This window comes from Candidatus Thalassolituus haligoni (assembly GCF_041222825.1).
GTDB classification, from domain to species: domain Bacteria; phylum Pseudomonadota; class Gammaproteobacteria; order Pseudomonadales; family Oceanobacteraceae; genus Oceanobacter; species Oceanobacter antarcticus.
In genome coordinates this window covers 564,843-583,033 of record NZ_CP139482.1, presented here as the reverse complement: position 1 = coordinate 583,033, position 18,191 = coordinate 564,843, and the positions used below count along the sequence as shown (strand labels likewise).

Sequence of the window (18,191 nt, the reverse complement as noted above, 5' to 3'; positions counted from 1 at the left end):
CATGACTGCGCAACCCAAGGTGCTTTGGCAACCATCGAATGAGCGACTGAAGCAGGCGAAGTTGACCGGTTATACCAACTGGCTCAAGGAAACCCGAGGAGTGTCGTTTGATCGTTACGATGATTTGTGGTCCTGGAGTGCTGAGACTCACCCAGAAGATTTCTGGAAATCTGTCGTCGATTATTTTGAATTGCCTTACGCAGATACGGTTGGTGAGGTAATGTCCTCCGATGCGATGCCGTACACGCGCTGGTTCAAAGGAGTTACTACTAACTTTGCCGAGCAGGTCTTTCGCTTTGCACACCTTGATAGCCCGGCGCTGGTTTATGAGAGCGAGGCGCTTGGTAAAGGGGAGCTGAGTTGGTCTGAACTGAAACAGCAAGTGGCTTCTCTTGCGGAATGTCTGCGTAGTCAGGGGGTACAGCCAGGAGATCGGGTTGTCGCCTGTTTGCCGAATACCTGGCATGCGGTTGTGTCATTTCTGGCCGTTGCCGCAGTCGGTGCAATCTGGTCTATATGTGCCCCAGAAATGGGACCAGTTAGTATTCTGGATCGTTTTCAGCAAATAGAGCCAAAAGCATTCATCGCCTGTGATGGCTATGTTTTTAGCGGCAAAACCATCGATAAAAGACCCGTTATCGAAGAAGTGGCATCCAGTCTACCAACGCTGAAAACCATTATCAGGGTCAATCTTATATCTTCAGATCGTGCGGATATTGCCGGAAAGGAAACCATATCATGGCAACAGGCCAGCAGTCAGAAACCCCAGTTGCGGTGCGAGTCCGTATCATTTGAACAGCCGCTTTGGGTAGTATATTCATCCGGTACCACCGGTATTCCCAAAGCGATTGTGCATGGTCATGGTGGCGTCGCTCTTATGAATATAGTGTCGGCTGCTTTTCATACCGACTTGGGGCCGGGTGATCGCTATCTTTGGGTTGCCAGCACCGGTTGGATTGTTTGGAATATATTGGTGTGTGGCTTACTGGTGGGCGCTACGGTATGTCTGTTTGACGGTGCGCTTACTGGCTCAGGCAGCACACCGGATTGGCAGAGATTGTGGCGATTTGTCGCCGAGAATAACGTAGAGGCATTTGGGGCCGGTGCTGGTTTCTTTGCTTCTTGCGATAAATTTAATGTCGAACCTGGTAGAGACTGTGATTTGTCGACGCTACGAACCATTATTTCATCAGGTGCGCCCCTGACCCCTGAGTCTTATGAATGGATTTATCGTCAGGTACCGGATGTTTGGGTGACCTCTGCTTCTGGCGGGACAGATATTGCCGGTGCTTTTATTACTGGTGCACCGACATTGCCCGTGTACTCTGGAGAAATGCAGTGCCGGGGACTAGGAGCTGCTGTTTATGCCTTTGACGATGATGGGCGGCCAGTCGAAGGGCGGGTGGGTGAGTTAGTGTGCACCCGTGCTTTGCCATCCATGCCGTTGTATTTTTGGGGCGACAAGGATGATGAGCGTTATCTTGACAGTTATTTCGGCATGTATACGGATGCAAAGAGCGGTCAATCTGTGTGGCGTCATGGCGACTGGCTGGAGCTTAACTCCAGGTCACAGGCATCAAGTGGCGTTATTTTTGGACGTTCTGACGCTACTATTAACCGTGGTGGTATTCGCATGGGAACCAGTGAAATATACCGGGTGGTTGATCGCTTGCCAGTGGTAGCGGATTCGATGGTGGTTGACCTCGAATACCTGGGCAAACCATCGATGTTGGCCCTGTTTGTCGTTCTTCGGAATGAATCTGAATTGACGACGGAGATCGAAGACACTATTCGCTCTGAAATTCGTGTTTCCTTATCACCTCGTTATGTGCCGAATAAAATCCTGGCAGTTCCGGGTATTCCTAGAAATATAACCGGTAAAAAACTGGAGTTGCCAATAAAAAAAGTATTATTGGGTTTTAATCCGGAAGATGTTGCCAAACGTGATGGTTTGGCAAACCCGGATATATTTGACTGGTATGTTGATAACGCCCAGGAATTTATCTGATCAATGAATTGATTACACCGCCAGCCGCCTGTGCGGCTTTTTGGGAGTCTTGTCACTGGCTCCCCTTTTTTATTCCTGCTCCTTCGGGAGTAATAACCGATTCCGGTCGGTTTACTATTCTGGTTTAAGGGCTGCCAGATACCTTTATTTTGCCCTTTATTGTTTTAGCGAGTTACGTCCAAACGGAGATCATAATGATAAAAAACATCTGCAGGCATAACGCTAAAGTTACCGTCCGACAAAACAGAGCCTTTCCGGTTTCTCTTTTGGCACTGGCAGTGACGGCTGCTTCCTTTTCTTTTGTTACCCCGGTGGTGGCGCTTGAAATCGATAGCGGTAATCCGGATTTGACCATTCGTTGGGATACCAACCTTAAATACAGCGCCATGTATCGCCTTAAACAGGCCTCCGATACCCTCACCGCCGACCTGAACCAGGACGATGGCGATCGTAATTTCGATCAGGGGCTGGTCTCCAACCGGGTGGATGTCTTATCCGAAATCGATCTGACCTATAACAACCTGGGCGTGCGTGTCTCCGGGGCTGGCTGGTATGACCAGATCTATCAGCAGGATACCGATAACGACAGCACGACCGGGAATGCCGCTTCCGTCGACCAAACCGAATTCACCGACGATACCCGTGATCTGCACGGCCAGAAGGCTGAAATTCTCGACGCTTTCCTGTTCGGTCGTTTTGATATGGCCGGGGCACCGACCATTGTCCGGGTCGGTAAACACACCCAGGTTTATGGCGAGACGCTGTTTTTTGGTGCTAACGGGATTGCCGCCGCGCAGGGGCCGGTCGATGCGGTGAAAGCGTTGTCGGTGCCCAATACCCAGTTCAAGGAACTGTTGATGCCGGTCAACCAGGTATCTCTGCAGACCCAGCTGAACTCCGCCTGGACGCTGGGGGGTTATTACCAGCTGAGCTGGAAAAAAACCCGCTTGCCAGCCTCCGGCAGTTATTTCAGCACCATTGATTTTCTTGCCGATGGCGCTGAACAGCTGTGGCTGGCCCCCGGTTTTGCCGCCACTCGTGAGGATGATCTGGAAGCCCGCGACAGCGGTCAGGGTGGCATGCAGTTACGTTTTACGCCGAGGTCCATTGATGCTGAATTCGGCTTTTATGCCGCCCGCTATCACGACAAGACGCCACAGATTTATCTGACTCAATTTGCCTTCCCACCCGCAGTGCCCGCGCCGACGCCGACCGCTTATCGCTGGGTCTACCCGGAAGATATCCAGACCCTGGGAACCAGTGTCAGCACCCTGGTGGGGGATGCCAATGTCGCGGCCGAAGTGTCGATGCGCAGCAATATGCCGCTGGTCTCCACCGGTCAGGCCGATGTGATGGGCACCGGGGATAACCGCGATAACCCGCTCTACGCCGTGGGCCGTACTGCTCATGCCAACGTCTCGATGATTTATTCCTTTACCGGCGGAGCCTTGTTTGACAACGCCTTTCTGGTCGGTGAGATCGGCTGGAACCGTTTGCTGAAGGTGACGGATAACCCGGATGCACTGGATCCTGGGGCTGAGCGCGATGCGCTGGGTCTGCGCCTGACACTGGAACCGGCTATCTACCAGGTGCTGTCCGGACTGGATCTGACCATCCCGATGGGTCTGGGGTACAACCCCAAAGGCAAGTCCGCCGTGCTGACGTCCTTTAATGGCGGTGCCGACAAGGGCGGTGATGTCTCCATCGGTCTCAAAGGCGATTACAGACGCCTGCTGCGCATGTCGCTGACCTATAACCATTATTTTGGTACCGAGAAGACTTCTTTACGCAGCGAGACGTCCGGCTATGTGCAGAACTATGGCCAGGCGCTGAAAGACCGGGATTACCTCTCGGTATCGGCTGAATACAGCTTTTAAGAATAACAATAAGGAGAACGAGCAATGTTTAAACCTGCGTTTTTGACAACGTGTCTACTGATGATGGCGATCCCCGCCGCGCAAGCGGCGGTCTCGCCGGAAGAAGCCGCCCGTCTGGGCAAGGATCTGACGCCGCTGGGGGCGGAACGTGCCGCCAATGCCGACGGCTCGATCCCGGAGTGGAACGGCTGTCCCGACCTGAAAAAGGTGCCGATGGCACAACTGCAATCGGGCGACCGACGCTGGGATCCGTACGCCGCAGAAAAGCCACTGTACCGGGTCTCGGCGGCCAATATGGCACAGTACGACGCCTTGCTGTCGGAGGGGGTGAAAGCGGTTCTGACCCAATATCCGGATCTGTATCTGGATGTCTACCCGACCCACCGCAATCACTGTGCTCCGCAGTGGGTGTACGACGGCACCAAAGCCAATGCCACCCGCGCCACGCTGGAGGTCAAGGGTAATAATGACGGTCTTCTGGGTGCCATTAATGGTATTCCGTTCCCTATTCCAAACACTGGATCGGAGGTGCGCTGGAACACCAACCTGCGCTGGCGCGGACAGTCGTTTGAGAGCAAAACCCGTCAGTACTCTTTCACCACCAATGGCGAACGGGTGTTGGGCAGTCAGGGGTTTCAGCTCGACCAGATGGAAGGTTACCGCCAAGGTATCTCGCTGGAAGACCATGCCAAGCAAGGTTATCTGAGCTGGATGTTTTTGCAGTTCACCGATGCGCCGTCGTTCCGGGCCGGCGAGGGGCTGGTCTCTCGTGATACCGACAACTATGTGCAGTCGGATCGCAAGGTCTCCCAGTACCTGGTGGGTCAGCGCCGCGTGCGTCGTTCCCCCAACGCCGGCTGGGATACGCCGGATTTTGTCAACTCCGGTGCCAACTTCTTTGATGAAGTGTTCGGCAGTCCCTACACCGGTGATGAGCGTTACGAGTACACCATTGTGGGCAAGCAGGAAGCGCTGATCCCGTACAGCAACAACAAGATTTTCAGCCTGGATGAAGACGGCGTGTTTGATAAGGAACACCACAAGCCGGATGCCCTGCGCTGGGAAAAACACCGTGTCTGGGTGGTGGAAGCCACGCTGAAGCCGGGTCAACGCCATGCGGTGAACAAACGCAAATTCTACATCGACGAAGACACCTGGGGTACTGCGCTGATGGATGGCTGGGATCCATCCGGCAAGCTCTGGCGCGTCAGCATCAACGTACCGTTCTACCTGCCGGATGTCCCGGCGCAGGTGTATTACGGTGATGTGCTGTACGTACTGGATGCCTCCTGGTCAGCGCGCAACATGGTGTACCACGACACGGGTTATCAGCTGAAGTCGGTTGAGATGAAACCGGAAAGTGACTTCTCGCCGTCTGCCTTGCTGGTACGGGGCGTGCGGTAAGTCGGCCGATCGCTCATCAGGCCACGGCGATGCCGTGGTCTGGTGTGGTCTGGTGTGGCCGGTTGTGACTATCCAGCGATGAAAAATAACAATAAGAAGAAGGAAACAGAACAATGTTTAAACCGGTAGTGACCATGGTTTACCTGCTGTTGATGATTTCTGTCCCGGCCCTGGCGGCCGTATCGCGTGAAGAAGCCGCCCGTCTGGGCAAGGATCTGACGCCACTGGGGGCGGAGCGCGCCGCCAATAGCGACGGCTCGATTCCGGAGTGGAACGGCTGTCCCGACATGAAAAAGGTGCCGATGGCACAACTGCAATCGGGCGACCGACGCTGGGATCCCTATGCCCAAGAGTCGGCGCTGTACCGGGTCACGGCCACCAATATGGCGCAGTACGACGCCTTGCTGTCGGACGGTGTCAAAGCCCTGCTGCAGAAATATCCAACATCCCTGTATCTGGATGTCTACCCGACGCACCGTAACCATTGTGCGCCCGAGTGGGTGTACGAAGGCACCAAAGCCAATGCCACGCGGGCGACGCTGGAAGTGAAGGGCGATAACGATGGTCTGCTCGGTGCGATCAATGGCATTCCGTTCCCTATTCCAAAAACTGGATCGGAGGTGCGCTGGAACACCAACCTGCGCTGGCGCGGGCAGTCGTACGAGAGCAAGAGTCGCCAATATTCCTTCACCACTAATGGTGAACGGGTGTTAGGTAGTCAATCCTATCAACGGGATCAGTTCGAGGCCTACCGGCAGGACATCTCGTTGCAGAAACACGCCGAACAGGGCTTCCTCAACTGGCTGTTCCTGCAATTTACCGACGCGCCGTCGTTCCGGGCCGGCGAGGGTCTGGTCTCCCGCGACACCGACAACTATGTGCAGTCGGATCGCAAGGTCTCCCAGTACCTGGTGGGTCAGCGCCGCGTGCGTCGTTCCCCCAACGTCGGCTGGGATACGCCGGATTTTGTCAACTCCGGTGCCAACTTCTTTGATGAAGTGTTTGGCAGTCCGTATACCAACGATGAACGTTATGACTACCGTATTGTGGGTAAACAGGAAGCGCTGATTCCGTACAACAACAACAAGATTTTTGCGCTGGATGAAGACGGTGTCTTTGGCAAGGAACACCACCAACCGGATGCCATTCGCTGGGAAAAACACCGCGTCTGGGTGGTGGAAGCGACATTAAAACCGGGCAAACGCCATGCCGTCAGCAAGCGCAAATTTTACATCGACGAAGACACCTGGGGCACCAGCCTGATGGATGGCTGGGATCCGTCCGGCACGCTCTGGCGGGTGAGCCTGAACCTGGCCTTCTACCTGCCCGACGTGCCCACACAAATGAGCAGTTATGCCGACCTCCTGTATATCCTGGATGCGTCCTGGTCGGCTCGTAACATGGTGTATTTCGATCCTGGCTATCAGTTAAAAGCCGTCGAAATGAAACCCGAACGTTATTTTTCGCCCTCGTCACTGATTATCCGCAGTGTGCGTTAGCACGCGGCCTTCGGTGTCAGTGCAACACACCCGAGTACGGGTGTTTTTAATAGGATGTTGTTGATTATGTTGAATTTGGTAAGGCGTATCGCCGCCTTGATACTGTGTGTCGGGGCGGCGTCTGTTCAGGCAGACCCGCTGCCGTCCTATTCCCCGTTGGACCAACCGGCGCTGCCCAGTGTCCTGGCCGCTACCGGGGCATTACTGGATATTCGCCAGGTGGGTGAACGTCTGGTGGCGGTCGGTGAACGCGGCCATATCGTTTACAGCGAGGATGGCGGCCAACAGTGGCAACAAGCCCAGGTGCCGGTGTCGGTGACCCTGACGGCGGTGGATTTTGTTGATGACCAGCATGGCTGGGCAGTCGGACACGGCCTGGTCATTCTGGCAACCGCCGATGGCGGCCTGACCTGGCAGCGCCAGACCGATGGCCGCCAACTGGTCGGGATGTGGCATCAACAGGCGGAAGCCGCACAACAGGCCGGTGACGATCGGTTGGCGATGAAGTTACAACGCTACAGCGACGACGGTGCCGACAAGCCTCTGCTGGATGTGCATTTTATCAATGCCCAGGACGGTTTGGCGGTGGGCGCTTATGGCGTGATGTTAAGCACCGACAATGGCGGCCAAAGCTGGCACTCGGCGGCTGGTCGACTGGGGGGTGAAGAAGACCGCCATATTTACCACATCGCCAGTGATGGCGACGGGATCATTCTGATGGGTGAAATGGGCTTGCTGTATCAGTCCGGTGATCGCGGTCAGCATTTTCAGCCGCTGGATTCGCCCTCCGACGCCAGCCTGTTCAGTGGCTGGTATTCCGCCAGCCAGCAGCAACTGCTGTTGCTCGGTCTGCGCGGCACGCTCTGGCAGGGCGACCTGAGCTCCGCTGACTGGCAGCCGCTGGCCATCGATACCCAGTACTCACTGCTGGCCATTCTGCCATTAACGACTGGTGGTTATCTGCTGTCCGATGACGGCGGCGGCCTCTGGCGCTTGCAGGATAACGGCACCACCTCGCGTTTGGCCGTATCGGCCGGTTTTCCCATCCTGGCACTGTCACCGGGTACCCGCTCCGAAGCCCCGGTTATTGCTGTGGGATTGCAGGGTGCCCTGGCGGTAACCCCGGCTGCTCAACCCTAACTTTTATCTGGATATTTCATGGCCGTCTCTTCTCAAACATTTGAAACCATCGCGGATCTGGGGTCTTTTGATTCGCGTTCCGGTAATCGTGCTGAGCGTTTGCTGTTTAATCATCGCGCCTGGATTGTGGCCGTCTGTGCCCTGTTAACCCTGTTATTGGGATTATCGGCCTTGCGCACCGAACTGAATGCCAGTTTTCTGAAAACGATTCCGGGCAACCATCCGTATATTGTCAATTTTCTCAACTATCAGGATGACGTCAAGGGATTGGGGAATGCCCTGCGGATTGCGGTGGAAGCCAAGCCCGGTGAGACCCTCTTTTCGGCCAGCTATATCGATCAGCTCAAGGCCATCAACGACGAGATTTACCTGCTGCCCAACGTTGACCGGCCCTTCATGAAGTCGTTGTGGATGCCCTCGGTACGCTGGATCGGGGTGACCCAATATGGCTACGAAGGTGGCCCGGTGATGCCGCAGAACTACGATGGCAGCGACCAGAGCATCGCCGATTTCCGCAACAACGTCTTGCGCTCCGGTGAGATTGGCCAGCTGGTTGCGGCGGATTTCCGCTCGTCCATTATTTATGTGCCGCTGATGGAAACCGATCAGTCGCCCCTGAACTACGGTGCACTCTCTCAAGCGCTGGAAGACATTCGCAGCCGCTACGAAGCCCATGGCATCCGCTTGCACATCACCGGTTTTGCCAAGGTGATGGGGGATCTGATTGATGGCCTGTACACCATTCTGGCCTTCTTCGCCTTTGCCCTGATCATTACCGGGTTAATCCTGTTCTTTTTTACCCGCTGCCTGCGCAGCACCCTGCTGGTGCTGTTGACCACGCTGATTGGCATCGTCTGGTTATTGGGCTTGCTGCCGGTGTTGGGTTTTGAGCTCAATCCCTATTCGATTCTGGTGCCCTTCCTGATCTTTGCCATTGGTGTCAGCCACGGTGCCCAGAAAATGAACGGCATCATGCAGGACATCGGTCGTGGCACTCATCGCCTGATCGCTGCCCGTTATACCTTCCGCCGTCTGTTTATGGCCGGAGCCACGGCATTGCTAGCCGATGTCGTGGGCTTTGCGGTGCTCTCCGTGATTGATATTCCGGTGATCCGTGAGCTGGCGCTGATTGCCAGTGTCGGGGTGGGTGTCCTGATCTTCACCAACCTGGCGCTGTTGCCGATTCTGTTGTCCTACACCGGCGTCTCCGCCAGCGCTGCCCGTCGCAGTCTGGCCCAGACCGGTGACGAAGCCGATCATGAAAAACATCCGTTCTGGCAATTTCTGGACATGTTTACCCGTCGGGGACCTGCGACTGTCGCCCTGGTCATCGCATTGGGCCTCGGTGTCGGCGGCTACCTGGTGAGTCAGCATGTCCGCATCGGTGACCTCGACAGCGGTGCGCCGGAACTGCGGGCCGACTCCCGCTACAACCAGGATAACCGCTTTATGGTGGCCAACTACCAGGCCGGAGCTGACGTCTTTGTGGTCTTTGGGGTCACCGACAAGGGGGCCTGTGCCAACTACGACAACCTGCTGATGGTTGACCGGCTGGAATGGCAACTGCGGCAATTACCGATGGTGGATGGCACCCGATCCTTTGCCGGCATGGTGCGTCAGGCTGCCGCCGGGTTTAACGAAGGCAACTTCAAATGGTACGACCTGGTCGCCAACCAGTACCTGATCAATGGCAGTGCCGCCCGTGCCCCACGTGAGCTATTTAATGCCACCTGCGACCTGCTGCCCATTTACTTGTACCTCACCGACCACAAAGCCGACACCCTGGAAACCGTGGTGAACGCCATCGACACCTTCAAGCAAGACAACCCCTCAACCGGCATCCGCTTTGAACTCAGCGGCGGCAACGCCGGCATTGAAGCCGCCACCAACCAAGTGGTCAAGGTCGCCAACAGCAAGATTTTGTACGGCGTCTATATCGCCGTCACCCTGCTCAGCATCATCGCCTTCCGCTCCCTGCCCGCAGTGATCTGCGCCATGGTGCCGCTGGTACTGACCTCGATTTTGGTCGAGGCACTGATGGTCTTTCTGGGCATCGGCATCAAGGTCTCGACCTTGCCGGTGATCGCTCTCGGGGTCGGCATCGGCATCGACTACGCGCTCTACATCCTCAGCGTGGTGCAAACCTGGCTACGCGCTGGGGCCAGCCTCTCCGAAGCCTACTATCGGGCCCTGGTGTTCACCGGCCGGGTGGTTATTTTTACCGGCTGCACCCTCGCCATTGGCGTTGGTGCCTGGGCCTTCTCACCGATCAAGTTCCAGGCCGACATGGGCATATTACTGACCTTCATGTTCCTGTGGAACATGCTCGGCGCGCTGATTTTACTGCCGGCGCTGGCGAGTTTTTTACTGAAACGCAGCCAGCCGCACTGAGGAGCAAACAGGATGTACAAGCAACTACTTATCCCGCTGGATGAAAGCCAGCTGTCGATGCAAGTGCTGGAGTCGGGGGTGCGCATGGCTGAAGTCCACGGTGCCCGACTGACATATATAAAGAGGAGTGCAACATGACCATGACCCCGGAAAACATTCATCAGGCAGCGCAGGATCTGCATCAAGCCTGGTTATCCAGAACCACTATTCCACCACTGTCGAAGCGCTACAGCGACATCAGCATGGACGACGCCTATCAGATCCAGACACTATTTGTTGATGCTATGAAAGCAGGCAAACACCAGGTTATTGGCAAAAAAGTGGGGGTTACCAGCCAGGCAGTGATGGATTTACTGGGTGTTTATCAACCGGATTTTGGTTATTTGCTCGACAACATGTGTGCCCAGAATAGGCAGGCAATCCAGCTCGATACCCTGATTCAACCAAAAGCCGAAGGCGAAATTGCCTTCGTCCTGAAAGACGACCTGATGGGGCCAGGAATTACCAATGCCGATGTGCTGGCGGCCACTCGCGGGGTTATGCCCTGTTTCGAGATTGTTGATTCCCGCATTACTGACTGGAAAATCGCCATCACCGATACCGTCGCCGACAACGCCTCCTGCGGACTGTTTGTCCTCGGCGATCAACTGACCAGCGCAGAAGGGCTGGATCTGGCGCTGGCTGGCATGGTGCTGGAAAAGAATGGCCAGATAGTCGCCACCGGTGCCGGAGCAGCAGCACTGGGTAGCCCGGTTAATGCAGTGACCTGGCTGGCCAATACGCTGGGGCAATTCGGTATTCCTTTGAAAGCCGGGGAAGTCATTCTTTCCGGTTCGCTTGCGACGATGGTGCCAGTGCAGCCCGGCGATTTCCTCAAGGTATCCATTGCCGGACTCGGCAGCTGCTCAGTCTGTTTTGAGTAATTTATTCCCTGTTTTTACTTTATATATCAAAGGTTAAACCATGAAAAAGATTCGTTGCGCCATTATCGGGCCAGGCAATATCGGCACCGATCTGCTCTACAAACTGCAACGCAGTGATTACCTGGAGCCGGTATGGATGGTCGGTATTGACCCAACCTCGGAAGGCCTGGATCGTGCCAGAACACTCGGATTACAGACCACCGCTGACGGTGTTGATGGCCTGCTGCCACATGTTGTCAGCGATAATATCCAGATCGCTTTTGACGCCACCAGTGCTTACGTTCATGCCGAAAACAGTCGCAAACTGAATGAACTGGGGGTACTGATGATTGACCTCACTCCGGCCGCTATTGGCCCCTATTGTGTGCCTCCGGTCAATCTGAATGAGCATATCGGCAGTGGCGCGATGAACGTCAACATGGTGACCTGTGGTGGCCAGGCGACAATCCCGATGGTAGCGGCGATTTCACGGGTTCAGGATGTGGATTACGGCGAAATTGTTGCAACGGTTTCCTCCCGATCAGTAGGCCCCGGCACCCGCAAGAATATCGACGAATTCACCCGCACCACAGCGGCTGCCGTCGTAAAGGTTGGAAGGGCCACCGAAGGCAAGGCCATCATTATTATCAATCCGGCGGAACCGCCGCTGATGATGCGCGACACCGTGCATTGCCTGACCCGTGAAACGCCAGATCAAGAAAAAATCAAAGCCTCTGTTCTTGCCATGATTGCCGAAGTACAGCGCTACGTCCCCGGTTATCGACTCGTGAACGGCCCGGTGTTTGATGGCAAGCGGGTATCGGTATTCCTTGAAGTGGAAGGTCTGGGTGACTTTTTACCCACCTACGCCGGTAACCTCGACATTATGACAGCCGCCGCCTGTCGCACTGCCGAGATGTTTGCTGAAGCCCTCAACCAATCCGCATCCTCAGCCCAATAATGTATTCAGGTATCCCGATATGACCATAAACACTCGTATTACCCTGCACGATATGACCCTGCGTGACGGCATGCACCCAAAACGTCATCAGATGAGCCTGGACCACATGCGCAGCATTGCCTGTGGTCTGGATGAGGCAGGCGTTCCGCTGATTGAAGTCACCCATGGGGATGGCCTTGGGGGCAGCTCGGTAAATTATGGCTTTCCGGCTCACACGGATGAGGAATACCTGGCCACCGTTGTCCCACTGATGAAACAAGCCCGTATTTCCGCTCTGCTGTTGCCCGGTATTGGTACGGTTGATCACCTGACAATGGCCCATGATCTGGGTGTTTCGACGATTCGTGTCGCCACCCACTGCACCGAAGCCGACGTTTCCGAGCAACACATCACTCTTGCGCGCAAGCTGGAAATGGATACCGTCGGTTTTCTGATGATGGCCCACATGAACTCAGCCGCCGGGTTACTGGAGCAAGCGCGATTGATGGAGTCTTATGGTGCCAACTGCATCTACATCACCGACTCAGCGGGTCATTTGCTGCCAGAGGGCGTAAAAGAACGTATTCGTATGGTGCGCGAAGGCCTCAAACCTGAAACCGAAATCGGTTTTCACGGCCATCACAATCTTGCCATGGGGGTTGCCAATTCCATTGCCGCCATTGAAGCTGGAGCCACCCGGATCGACGGCGCTGCCGCCGGGCTTGGAGCCGGGGCCGGTAATACCCCGCTCGAAGTGCTGGCTGCCGTGTGCGATATGATGTCAATTGAAACGGGGATTGACCTGTATAAACTGCAGGATGTCGCCGAAGATCTGGTGGTACCGATTATGGACTTCCCGATTCGTATCGATCGTGATGCCCTGACCCTGGGTTATGCCGGTGTCTATGGTTCTTTCCTGCTGTTCGCCAAACGCGCTGCCGCGAAGTATGGCCTGCAAGCCAGAGATATTCTGGTTGAAATGGGACGCCGGGGAATGGTCGGAGGACAGGAAGACATGATTGAAGACACAGCACTGACACTGGCCCGGCAACGCTCCATGTAAACCGGCCTGTCCGGGACAAGGCGTCCCGGACAATGCTTATCAACGAGTCCTGCGGGCAAACTGACCATTCACCGCACCGGTTCTGCGAGCGCCGGGCTGATCTAACCACGCCCCAAGGATGCCTCTGCATGACAACCACCACCCCGCAGGATCGCCACGACGAACAACCGGAAGGTTCGATGTCTGCGCGCGTGTTCCCGGCTTCCAGCCAGACCCGCCACCTCAGTCTCAGGCCCGGATTCTTGCTGTACTGTGCCGCAGGTCAGATAACCTGGCTGCCACTGCAGCAGCCTGATCCACTGATGATTCCAGCCGGGTGCCCGGCCTGGCTGATGACCCTGGACCGCTCCTGTTTCTTCCACGCCATCCACAATAATCCGGAACTGGAACAGGCTTTACGGATACTCGAACAGCCGTTACAGATCGCCCTGAATGAGGATTCAAAGGTACTGGCATCCATTCAGAATGATATTGGCCGAATGCAGGATGAACTGTCACTGAATGCCCCTGGCTCCGGGGCGTTATTAATGTCACTGGTCACCCTGGTACTGGTGTATGTCTGGCGCGCAACCGGCACCGAAGCATTACTGCAACAGATAACCCACGACAGCAGCCGGATGGTTCAGCGCTTTCAGGTACTGCTGGAACAGAATTATCGACAACGCTGGACGGTGTATCAGTATGCTGAAGCCATCGATGTCAGTACCCATCGTCTGTACGCGGGGTGCAAACGTGAAACCGGCATGACCCCGGCGCAATTGATCCAGACGCGAATTGTGCGCGAGGCTCGGATATTGTTAAGCCGATCCGCCTTGAGTATTGACCAGATCTCAAGTTGCCTGGGATTCAAGGACAGTTCTCACTTCAGCCATTTTTTCAAACGCCATGCCAGCGAGTCTCCCGGCCACTATCGAGCCAATCATCGCCCGTCAGCGACACCAAAGCCCCTCGAAGCAACAGAATTTACCCATTGGCCATAAAAAATTCTCCGAGTTGGCCCAAGTTACACCACAACCTCAGGATATTGACAATAAATGGCAGGATTACGACATATCCAGCCCTGCCCTTCGGTGGTCTCATAAGCCTTTAATAACAATAACCATGCAATGGGTTCTGTCTGTACCGATTGCTCTGGAGGCTTTATGCAAACCACCCAACTCCTGATTAATGGCGAATATCTTGATGCCGCACAGGGAAAAACCTACGACTGCATTGACCCGATAACAGAGCAACCCGCCAGCCGGGCTGCTGCTGCCAGCAGCAAGGACGCCATTGCTGCAGCAAACGCTGCAGCGGCCGCCTTTACCGACTGGGCCTTGACCGGCCCCGGTACCCGCCGCAGCATTCTGATGAAAGCGGCCGATATTCTGGAAGCCCGCAGCCAGGAGTTTGTTGCCGCCATGCAGGCAGAAACAGGTTCATCAGCGGTCTGGGCCGGGTTTAATTGCCATCTGGCAGCCGGACATATGCGTGAAGCTGCCGCGATGACCACATCCATTACCGGTGATGTTATTCCTTCCGACAAGGCCGGCAGTTTTGCCATGTCGGTAAAAGAACCTATTGGTGTTTGCCTCTGTATCGCCCCCTGGAATGCCCCGGTTATTCTGGGTGTGCGGGCCATTGCCATGCCGCTGGCCTGTGGTAATACCGTGATTTTCAAGGCATCGGAACTCTGCCCAAAAACCCATGCCCTGATCGCCGACGTGCTGGTCGAAGCCGGTTTGCCTGCCGGGGTTATCAATGTGATCACCAATGCGCCACAGGATGCCGCCGAGATTGTACGCACCCTGATTGAACAGCCGTGTGTACGACATGTGAACTTTACCGGCTCTACCCGGGTTGGCCGCATTATTGCCGAACAGTGTGCCCGTCACCTCAAACGTCATGTACTGGAACTGGGTGGCAAGGCCCCTCTGCTGGTACTGGAAGATGCCGATCTGGATGCCGCCGTGAGTGCCGCCGCCTTTGGTGCCTTTATGAATCAGGGGCAGATTTGCATGTCGACAGAGCGTCTGATTGTGGATAACCGCATCGCGGACGAGTTTGTCCAGCGCTTGAAAACCAAGGTTGAAACACTTCAGGCTGGTAACCCTCGCGAAGGCAATTTCCCACTGGGTGCCATGATCAGTGCCGACGCCGCCCGCCGGGTCAAAAATATGGTCGATGAGGCGGTATCAAAGGGAGCGGTCAAGATTACGGGTGGCCAGGTTCAAGGTGCCATCATGCAACCAACAATTGTTGATCACGTTACGCCCGAGATTGCCCTGTACCGTGATGAATCGTTTGGCCCGGTGGTCAGTGTGATTCGTGTTAACAGCGAAGACGAAGCCATTACCGTCGCCAACGACACCGACTACGGTCTTTCTGCCGCCGTATTCAGCCGCGACATCAGCCGTGCCATGGCAGTCGCCCGCCGTATTCATTCCGGTATTTGTCATATCAATGGTTCAACGGTACACGACGAAGGACAAATGCCATTTGGCGGCGTCAAGGACAGTGGTTATGGTCGCTTCGGTGGCAAAGCCGGTATTAGCGAGTTTACAGAAACCCGCTGGCTGACGATCCAGAGCGGTACTCCGCATTATCCCATCTGACGATGATGTCAGGCGCTGTTGGCCTTTTACCCGACAGTAGCAATCCCAATCAGGAAAGGCGGGCCACTGTGCCCGCCAAAAACAGGGATAAAGCCTGCCAGGCACCAATATAAAACAACAAATACCAACCCACTAAAATGAAAATATTCCTCGTCAACCGGGGTGATTCAATTCGTTAATCAGGCAACCGTCATATTAACGAACAACGTTTAACACTGGAGAATTCAAGACATGAAAACTGGAGTAAGGTATCGCATGCCGGTTGTGTTTGGCCCATCAGTTAGCCCACGTCAACATCCGGATGGCAGACCATGGAAAATTGAAGAAACCGGCACCATGACACTTGAAACGGCCTCTGTTCGTTACCGTACAGATGCCGAAAAACTTAAAGCATTATTACCTCCTGGTTTTGAACTGCGTGGCGAACCGGTTATTACGCTTAATTACAGCTGGTTCAAGGATTTATACTGGCTGGCAGGACGTGGATACGGCGTAGTCATGCCAACCTTCCCAGTTACCTATTATGGTAAAGACGAAACTCTGGAAGGAAACTTCAACCCCTGCATCTGGGAAGGAAATCCCGACGCGATCATGACGGGGCGCGAAGAAATGGGCTTTGCCAAACTGTTCGCCGATATTCCAGCAACCGTTTGGCAAGAAAACGAAGGCACATTGTCAGGTGAAGCCTCCTGGTATGGACATACGTTCTTTGAACTGAATTTGAGTGGTATGAAAGAAGTCGGAGGCAAACCCAATCAGTCCATTATTGGCAACCCCAATATCTGGTTTAAATATATTCCCAAAACTGCCGTAAACGGAACTGGTGGCGGTGATGTTGCCTATGCCACCACCAATGCGCCAGCAGCCGATCCAGCAGCATTTTCTCGCCCGGCTTTGGAAATCAGCAATTATCGTCGCTGGACTGCTGAACACGTCGATATCAAATGGCATCGTGCAACATTTGAACAACTGCCACTGACCGCTCATATTGTTAACAAGCTGGCAGACCTTGAAATCCTTGAAGTGATTGATGTTGAAGTCAGCAGTTTTTCAATGCCCGGCATCGGTATTTCTGCAGATGAACTGCGTGCCATTGAGCCTAAAGATGAAAACAGTGTGAGTATTTTGCATCCCAGTACTGCCGAATAATTGATTTAAAGAGTCAAGTCATAAAGCCACGGCCTGCCGTGGCAGCCAGGAAAATACTGGAACCTCTGACGTTGACCATCAGAGGTTTTTCTCCCAATGCCTATCTCAGTCAGCGACCAGTGCCTGTTGTCGTTCCGCGCTGGATTGTGCCGTTTGCAGGCTGCGAGCACGGTTGCGTAATTCCGTCAGAGCCGCCTTGGCATCAACACCTTTGGCGTTTGCCATCTTCAGCCAGTCGGTATCTATGCCTTTGGTCATGGCTTGATATTCATTCACCATGGCACCCCCAGCAGCAACATACTGGATATGAACGTGCTGATCCTTGGCCATGTTGATGCCATTTTTGTCCGATTGATCCCAGGCTTTGCCCGCCAGTGCCGACAGGCGTGCCCCGGATACCGCCCAGATAGCTTTGCGATCCCGAGGCTCCAGCGAATCGAGAAACTCTTCATTGGCAAAAATCGCAAAACTGCCCATATACAAGCCGCCCGGCAGCAACGTCAGGTAGGGAGCCACTTCGGCAAGACGAAAGTCTTTCTGGCTGGCGGCTGGCATAAAGACACCATCAACGATGCCTTGTTGCAGCAGTTCGTATACTTTGGGGCCGGGTGCTGCAATCGGCGTGACGTCCAGACGTTCCGCCAGGGTTTGCTGAATACCACCACCCACGCGGATTTTCATCCCCCGCAGATCGGTAAGATGATTGATTGCGCGGGTGCTGTGAATCTGCCCCGGCCCATGGGTAAACAAGCCCAGTAGCGCCAGGCCGTCATGCTCTCCGGCCTTGGCCAGATATTTCTGATACACCTCCCAATAGGCTTGTGAAGCGGCTTCGGCATCGACGCCCAGGTTCGGTAACTCGACGACCTGGGTCAGCTGGAAGCGCCCCGGCACATACCCATGATAGGCCCAGGCGGCATCGGCCACGCCATCTTCGACCAGATTAAAAAAGGTCGACTGATTACCAAGGCCGTATTCCAGTTTGACCTGTACCCGACCTTCGGTAGCTTCTTCAATCCATTTGGCCCAGGTTGGAAATACGATGCTATTTTGGACATGCCCTGGCGGCCCGGCAGTAGCCACATGCATGATCACAGGTTCAGCCTGTGTCTGAGCGGCCAGGCCCAGTGAGGTGGCCGTGATGGCGGCCAGTAGCGAGGTTCGGATGATGTTTTTTATGAGGTTGCGCATCGGAGTACCCTTTTGATTTTGTTATTGGTTCAG

General features: G+C 54.9%; 14 protein-coding genes. 13 read left to right on the top strand and 1 reads right to left on the bottom strand.

Annotated elements, in window-relative coordinates; translation table 11 throughout:
* The first annotated feature begins 1 nt into the window (after nucleotide 1).
* The 13 genes from SOJ49_RS02600 to SOJ49_RS02540 all read left to right on the top strand — a co-directional run bounded on the left by SOJ49_RS02600 (nucleotide 2) and on the right by SOJ49_RS02540 (nucleotide 16,967).
* Nucleotides 2-2,008, top strand: coding sequence for an acetoacetate--CoA ligase (locus SOJ49_RS02600; protein WP_369856674.1), 2,007 nt, complete (start codon nucleotides 2-4; stop codon nucleotides 2,006-2,008).
* 266 nt (nucleotides 2,009-2,274) lie between these two features.
* Nucleotides 2,275-3,885, top strand: coding sequence for a DUF1302 domain-containing protein (locus SOJ49_RS02595; protein ID WP_369856673.1), 1,611 nt, complete (start codon nucleotides 2,275-2,277; stop codon nucleotides 3,883-3,885).
* A 24-nt stretch (nucleotides 3,886-3,909) separates the two neighbouring features.
* On the top strand, nucleotides 3,910-5,289 hold the full coding sequence (locus tag SOJ49_RS02590) for a DUF1329 domain-containing protein (RefSeq protein WP_369856672.1): 1,380 nt from the start codon (nucleotides 3,910-3,912) through the stop codon (nucleotides 5,287-5,289).
* Nucleotides 5,290-5,402: 113 nt separating this feature from the next.
* Nucleotides 5,403-6,788, top strand: a complete 1,386-nt coding sequence (locus tag SOJ49_RS02585) for a DUF1329 domain-containing protein (protein WP_369856671.1) — start codon at nucleotides 5,403-5,405, stop codon at nucleotides 6,786-6,788.
* Nucleotides 6,789-6,854: 66 nt separating this feature from the next.
* Nucleotides 6,855-7,928, top strand: a complete 1,074-nt coding sequence (locus tag SOJ49_RS02580) for a WD40/YVTN/BNR-like repeat-containing protein (protein ID WP_369856670.1) — start codon at nucleotides 6,855-6,857, stop codon at nucleotides 7,926-7,928.
* Nucleotides 7,929-7,946: 18 nt separating this feature from the next.
* On the top strand, nucleotides 7,947-10,319 hold the full coding sequence (locus SOJ49_RS02575; RefSeq protein WP_369856669.1) for an RND family transporter: 2,373 nt from the start codon (nucleotides 7,947-7,949) through the stop codon (nucleotides 10,317-10,319).
* Between the two features lie 12 nt (nucleotides 10,320-10,331).
* Nucleotides 10,332-10,457, top strand: a complete 126-nt coding sequence (locus SOJ49_RS02570; protein WP_369856668.1) for a hypothetical protein — start codon at nucleotides 10,332-10,334, stop codon at nucleotides 10,455-10,457.
* Entirely contained in the window at nucleotides 10,454-11,242 is a 789-nt protein-coding gene (gene dmpE / locus SOJ49_RS02565; protein ID WP_369856667.1) for a 2-oxopent-4-enoate hydratase, read from the top strand. Before SOJ49_RS02570 ends, dmpE begins: the two co-directional genes overlap by 4 nt.
* Before the next feature lie 40 nt (nucleotides 11,243-11,282).
* Nucleotides 11,283-12,182, top strand: a complete 900-nt coding sequence (locus SOJ49_RS02560) for an acetaldehyde dehydrogenase (acetylating) (protein WP_369856666.1) — start codon at nucleotides 11,283-11,285, stop codon at nucleotides 12,180-12,182.
* A gap of 19 nt (nucleotides 12,183-12,201) precedes the next feature.
* Nucleotides 12,202-13,224: a 4-hydroxy-2-oxovalerate aldolase gene (gene dmpG / locus SOJ49_RS02555; RefSeq protein ID WP_369856665.1), complete on the top strand. Its 1,023-nt coding sequence runs from the start codon at nucleotides 12,202-12,204 to the stop codon at nucleotides 13,222-13,224.
* Nucleotides 13,225-13,352: 128 nt separating this feature from the next.
* The gene (locus SOJ49_RS02550) at nucleotides 13,353-14,204 is read left to right on the top strand and encodes a helix-turn-helix transcriptional regulator (RefSeq protein ID WP_369856664.1); all 852 of its coding nucleotides are present in this window, start codon (nucleotides 13,353-13,355) and stop codon (nucleotides 14,202-14,204) included.
* A gap of 162 nt (nucleotides 14,205-14,366) precedes the next feature.
* The gene (locus tag SOJ49_RS02545) at nucleotides 14,367-15,818 is read left to right on the top strand and encodes an aldehyde dehydrogenase (protein WP_369856663.1); all 1,452 of its coding nucleotides are present in this window, start codon (nucleotides 14,367-14,369) and stop codon (nucleotides 15,816-15,818) included.
* A gap of 231 nt (nucleotides 15,819-16,049) precedes the next feature.
* Nucleotides 16,050-16,967: an acetoacetate decarboxylase family protein gene (locus SOJ49_RS02540; RefSeq protein ID WP_369856662.1), complete on the top strand. Its 918-nt coding sequence runs from the start codon at nucleotides 16,050-16,052 to the stop codon at nucleotides 16,965-16,967.
* 105 nt (nucleotides 16,968-17,072) lie between these two features.
* Here SOJ49_RS02540 and SOJ49_RS02535 read toward each other — a convergent pair whose 3' ends face one another.
* Nucleotides 17,073-18,158 (bottom strand): TRAP transporter substrate-binding protein, encoded by a 1,086-nt coding sequence (locus SOJ49_RS02535; protein ID WP_369856661.1) that lies wholly within the window; start codon nucleotides 18,156-18,158, stop codon nucleotides 17,073-17,075.
* Nucleotides 18,159-18,191 lie beyond the last annotated feature (33 nt).

Excerpts from the sequence above, each read along its gene's own strand:
- SOJ49_RS02600 (WP_369856674.1), top strand. The coding sequence starts at position 2 with ATGACTGCGCAACCCAAGGTGCTTTGGCAACCATCGAATGAGCGACTG.
- SOJ49_RS02590 (WP_369856672.1), top strand. The coding sequence starts at position 3,910 with ATGTTTAAACCTGCGTTTTTGACAACGTGTCTACTGATGATGGCGATC.
- SOJ49_RS02585 (WP_369856671.1), top strand. The coding sequence starts at position 5,403 with ATGTTTAAACCGGTAGTGACCATGGTTTACCTGCTGTTGATGATTTCT.
- SOJ49_RS02580 (WP_369856670.1), top strand. The coding sequence starts at position 6,855 with ATGTTGAATTTGGTAAGGCGTATCGCCGCCTTGATACTGTGTGTCGGG.
- SOJ49_RS02575 (WP_369856669.1), top strand. The coding sequence starts at position 7,947 with ATGGCCGTCTCTTCTCAAACATTTGAAACCATCGCGGATCTGGGGTCT.
- SOJ49_RS02570 (WP_369856668.1), top strand. The coding sequence starts at position 10,332 with ATGTACAAGCAACTACTTATCCCGCTGGATGAAAGCCAGCTGTCGATG.
- dmpE (WP_369856667.1), top strand. The coding sequence starts at position 10,454 with ATGACCATGACCCCGGAAAACATTCATCAGGCAGCGCAGGATCTGCAT.
- SOJ49_RS02560 (WP_369856666.1), top strand. The coding sequence starts at position 11,283 with ATGAAAAAGATTCGTTGCGCCATTATCGGGCCAGGCAATATCGGCACC.
- dmpG (WP_369856665.1), top strand. The coding sequence starts at position 12,202 with ATGACCATAAACACTCGTATTACCCTGCACGATATGACCCTGCGTGAC.
- SOJ49_RS02550 (WP_369856664.1), top strand. The coding sequence starts at position 13,353 with ATGACAACCACCACCCCGCAGGATCGCCACGACGAACAACCGGAAGGT.
- SOJ49_RS02545 (WP_369856663.1), top strand. The coding sequence starts at position 14,367 with ATGCAAACCACCCAACTCCTGATTAATGGCGAATATCTTGATGCCGCA.
- SOJ49_RS02540 (WP_369856662.1), top strand. The coding sequence starts at position 16,050 with ATGAAAACTGGAGTAAGGTATCGCATGCCGGTTGTGTTTGGCCCATCA.
- SOJ49_RS02535 (WP_369856661.1), bottom strand. The coding sequence starts at position 18,158 with ATGCGCAACCTCATAAAAAACATCATCCGAACCTCGCTACTGGCCGCC.